The 3,923-nt window shown below is 61.4% G+C and carries 5 protein-coding genes; 2 read left to right on the top strand and 3 right to left on the bottom strand.

Features of this window, described 5'->3' with window-relative positions:
• Both ASF25_RS23410 and ASF25_RS22985 read left to right on the top strand, forming a co-directional pair.
• Nucleotides 1-267, top strand: a 267-nt coding sequence (locus tag ASF25_RS23410; protein WP_210168830.1) for a hypothetical protein, incomplete at its 5' end; no start/stop codon positions are given.
• The gene (locus tag ASF25_RS22985; protein ID WP_156369055.1) at nt 264-482 is read left to right on the top strand and encodes a hypothetical protein; all 219 of its coding nucleotides are present in this window, start codon (nt 264-266) and stop codon (nt 480-482) included. The genes ASF25_RS23410 and ASF25_RS22985, both read left to right, overlap by 4 nt.
• 494 nt (nt 483-976) lie before the next feature.
• Here ASF25_RS22985 and ASF25_RS17425 read toward each other — a convergent pair whose 3' ends face one another.
• The 3 genes from ASF25_RS17425 to ASF25_RS17415 form a co-directional block, all read right to left on the bottom strand.
• Complete coding sequence (locus ASF25_RS17425) at nt 977-1,576, bottom strand: hypothetical protein (protein ID WP_082502878.1); 600 nt, start codon at nt 1,574-1,576, stop codon at nt 977-979.
• A 17-nt stretch (nt 1,577-1,593) separates the two neighbouring features.
• Nucleotides 1,594-2,769, bottom strand: coding sequence for a zinc-dependent alcohol dehydrogenase (locus ASF25_RS17420; RefSeq protein ID WP_056306168.1), 1,176 nt, complete (start codon nt 2,767-2,769; stop codon nt 1,594-1,596).
• A 201-nt stretch (nt 2,770-2,970) separates the two neighbouring features.
• Nucleotides 2,971-3,714, bottom strand: a complete 744-nt coding sequence (locus tag ASF25_RS17415; protein WP_244473079.1) for a zinc-binding dehydrogenase — start codon at nt 3,712-3,714, stop codon at nt 2,971-2,973.
• Nucleotides 3,715-3,923: the final 209 nt, after the last annotated feature.

Here is a 3,923-nt window from a genome sequence, read left to right as displayed (position 1 = left end):
AACCGAGCGGATCAGTGCCGTCCGCTCGCCCTGCCATCGTCACACGACCGACGATGCACTAACTTCAAACCTGGGCCACTGAATGGGGGCAGGCCAACCCTCGAAGCTGCGATCGTACAAGCCAAGCGGGTTCTGCCCACCATTGCGGCCGACGAGGTTCCGCGCGATGGCGAACACAAGATCTACACGGTGGTGGTGACCGACGAGGATGGGAGTGCGGTCTATACGGCGGGCCTGTCGTTCTCTGGAACGTGGCTGATCCGATGAGCGGTCCCCCATCCGCTGAACCGGATGGAACACCGCACTACCGAGCGATGGGCGTTGGAGCGAACGGCGAGATCGTCTCAAAGTCCGAAATTTCAGCCCTGGGAGACGATGAGGCCAAGGCGAAGGCACAGGCCCTTGTTGATGGACACGCTATCGACCTCTGGGATGATCTGCGCTTCATCGAGCATTTCGCACCCATGCCAGCAAAAGCATGAAACCCTGTTCCGAGAACGACAGCTTTCTACCCTACGCTGTCTCTCCACCAAGATGCCTGCAAAAGCTGCACGCGCACCTGATACATAGCTTAGCATTGTCAGAGATCCGACGGTATTTCCGACATGAGCCTCGGGTCCCGGTAACCCGCCCGTTCATGAGCTGAACCGTCCGTTTTCGACCCAAGCGTGTCGTTCTTGGCTCTGAACCCTACGCCTGAAAACGGACGTCACAAGAGATCCATCTGTACGACCGAGCCTCCCCGAGTGTGGCTCGATAGCTTCGAAGCCTGGGCAAGTGAGAGGCGGTCGTTCAGCGCCGTTGAGTGAAGGCCTCGAACTGGCACCGGACGAACATATGCGTGGCCTGGCACAAAGATTCGGATAAGGGTGCAAGCGGCCCTTGAACATTCGTCCCGACGTGGACGCTTCGCCTTCTCCGTAAAGACTCACCCGCACGGCGACCGGTGGCGGCCGCAGTCGTAGTTCGTGCGGCCTCAAGCGGCAGAGGTGCGCTGGGAGACGGCAGCGAGAGGCGGTGCATGCCGCAGGTCGGGCGGCATCTTGAAGTCCCGCGCCGCACCGTGGGACGCCTGGACACCACGCGGAAAGCCGCTGCGGTCGCGGTACGAGCGCTTCCGACCGGCCTTGCGGCTATGCCGCATCGTGGTGGCTTGGGCATCGATCAGGTCGACGGCCGTAATGCCAAGCAACAGGGCCAGAGCGACTACGGCATTGTCACGCTTCGGGTTGTCCGGCCGCAGCGCCGTCATCACGGTTGCGATGTCGATGCCATCGCCGGCGACCCGGCTCCAGAGCCCGAGCTTCTTGTCGACCGATAGCGTCAGGACACCGCTCCCGATTTCACGGGCTCCGTAGGCGCGCACCAAGGCCTCTTTACCCTCCATGCCGAGCGCACGGGTGATGCGCCTGGGTGCCAGGAGTTCGACGAGACCTAGGCCAAGGCTGAACCAGCCGAGCCCCTTGGCGAGGCTGTCCGGTATGCCGCGTGAACTCGGGCCGGAGCGAACAATCTTCGGGTCCCCTTTTGATCGGGCAATGTTCGAGAGGCCCGCAATGTTCAGTAGATTGGTCATGATCCCTCCACGGAATATCAGGGTTTGAGAACGACCTTGATGCAGCTGTCCTGCTTGTCGCGGAACGTCCGGTACATCTCGGGCCCCATTTCGAGCGAAGCCTCGTGCGTGATGACGAAGGAGGGATCGATCTGCTCTTCCTCGATTCGGCGCAGGAGGTCGGCGGTCCAGCGCTGGACATGTGTCTGCCCCATGCGGAACGTCAGGCCCTTGTTCATCGCCGCGCCCATCGGGATCTTGTCGACCAAGCCGCCATAGACCCCTGGGATCGAGATCAGCCCGCCGGGCCGGCAGACATAGATCATCTCGCGCAGCACGTGCGGCCGGTCGCTCTCGGCCAGGACGATCTGCTTGGCCCGGTCGTAGACGGTGTCGGGCATGGCGGGGCTGACGTGGCTCTCCATGCCGATGCAGTCGATGCACTTCTCGGGACCCTCGCCGCCGGTCAGTTCGTTCAGCCGCTCGACGACGTTCTCCTCGTCGAAATTGATGGTGATGGCGCCCCCGGCCTCAGCCATCTCCAATCGCTCCGGCAGATGGTCGATGGCGACGACCTGCTCGGCGCCGAGGAGGATAGCGGAGCGGATCGTCATCTGACCGACCGGACCGCACCCCCAGATCGCCACGGTGTCGGTAGGTTGGATATCGGCTTGGACAGCCGCTTGCCAACCGGTCGGGAAGATGTCCGACAGGAAGAGCAGCTTTTCGTCGGGAATACCCTTGGGCACCTTCTGGACGGTCGTGTCGGCGAACGGCACGCGCAGGTACTCGGCTTGTCCGCCCGGGTAGCCACCAGTGAGATGCGAGTACCCGAACAGGCCAGCAGTCGCATGGCCGAAGACCTTGTCCGCGAGGTACTTTTTGCGGTTAGTTCTTTGACAGATGGAGAAATATCCGCGTTTGCACTGGTCGCACTCGCCGCAGACGATGGTGAAGGGCACCACGACCCGGTCGCCCTTCTTCAGCTTGCCATTGATCCCGCGCCCGGTCTCGACGACCTCACCCATGGTCTCATGACCCATGACGTCGCCAGGAAGCATGGCGGGAACGAAGTTGTGGAACAGATGAAGATCCGATCCACAGATAGCGCAACTGGTCACTTTGATGACGACGTCGCGATCGTCTTCGATCTCAGGGTCAGTGACGGTATCGCACCGAATATCTTCCTTTCCGTGCCAGACCAGGGCTCGCATGCTGTTCTCCCGCTGATGGCGTGCGGAGGCCTACAAACAACCGCCCTAATCCGGCCGGTCGATGCATCCGCTTGTGAGACTATTGGTATCGTATGTACGAATCATGTACTTGTCGAGAACAAAAAAGTTGACGATCATGAGCTCATTACGAATAGTAAATTCAAACGTACAGTGGTTGTTCTTTGTGGAGCGCGGCTCGATTTACGGAACAAACACAGAGCGAACGCAGCCGTCTTCCTTGTGCTTGAACATGGCGTAGCCGCGCGGAGCCTCTTCGAGGGAGAAGCGGTGCGTTGCCAGGAACGATGGGTTCAACTCTCCCTTCTGCGCATGGGCGAGCAGTCGGTCCATGTAAGCCTGCCCATGCTGCTGGGCCGTGCGCACTGTCAGGCCCTTGTTCATGATCGCGCCGACCGGAAACTTGTCCATCACGCCGTAGACGCCCAGGATCGACAGCGTTCCCCCCTTCCGGCAGGTTAAGATCGCCTCGCGCAAAGCCTGGCCGCGATCCGTATGCATGAAGGTGAGTTGCTTGGCACGGTCGTAGGCATATTGCAGACCGGTCCCGTGCGCCTCCATGCCAACCGCGTCGATACAGGCGTCGGGGCCCCGACCGCCGGTCATCTCCTTGAGCACCTCCAGGACGCTATCAACTTCCGTGTAGTTGATCGTCTCCGAACCGACATGCTCGCGGGCCATTTGCAGCCGCTCGGGCAGGCGGTCGATCGCGATGACCCGTTCAGCTCCCATCAGGAAGGCACTCTTCTGGGCCATCAAGCCGACGCCGCCACAGCCCCACACGGCCACCACGTCGCCGCGCTGAATGTTGCAGAAATCAGCGCCCATATAGCCGGTCGGTGCCGCATCCGAGAGAAACAGCACCTGCTCGTCCGGAAGACCTTCCGGCGCCTTGAAGCAATCGTTGTCGGCGAACGGCACGCGCACGTACTGGGCGTGCGCTCCGGCATAGCCTCCGAACGCGTGTGTGTACCCGTAGATGCCCGCAGTCGGGTACCCAAGGACAGGCTCCTGCAGCTCGGGCTTGGGATGGGTGTTGTTGGCCTGCCCCCATTCAGTGGCCCAGGTTTGAAGTTAGTGCATCGTCGGTCGTGTGACGATGGCAGGGCGAGCGGACGGCACTGATCCGCTCGGTT

Source organism: Methylobacterium sp. Leaf100, assembly GCF_001422845.1.
Classification (GTDB): Bacteria; Pseudomonadota; Alphaproteobacteria; order Rhizobiales; family Beijerinckiaceae; genus Methylobacterium.
Note: the sequence above shows the minus strand (reverse complement) of the source record. Positions and strands in the feature narration are given on the sequence as shown.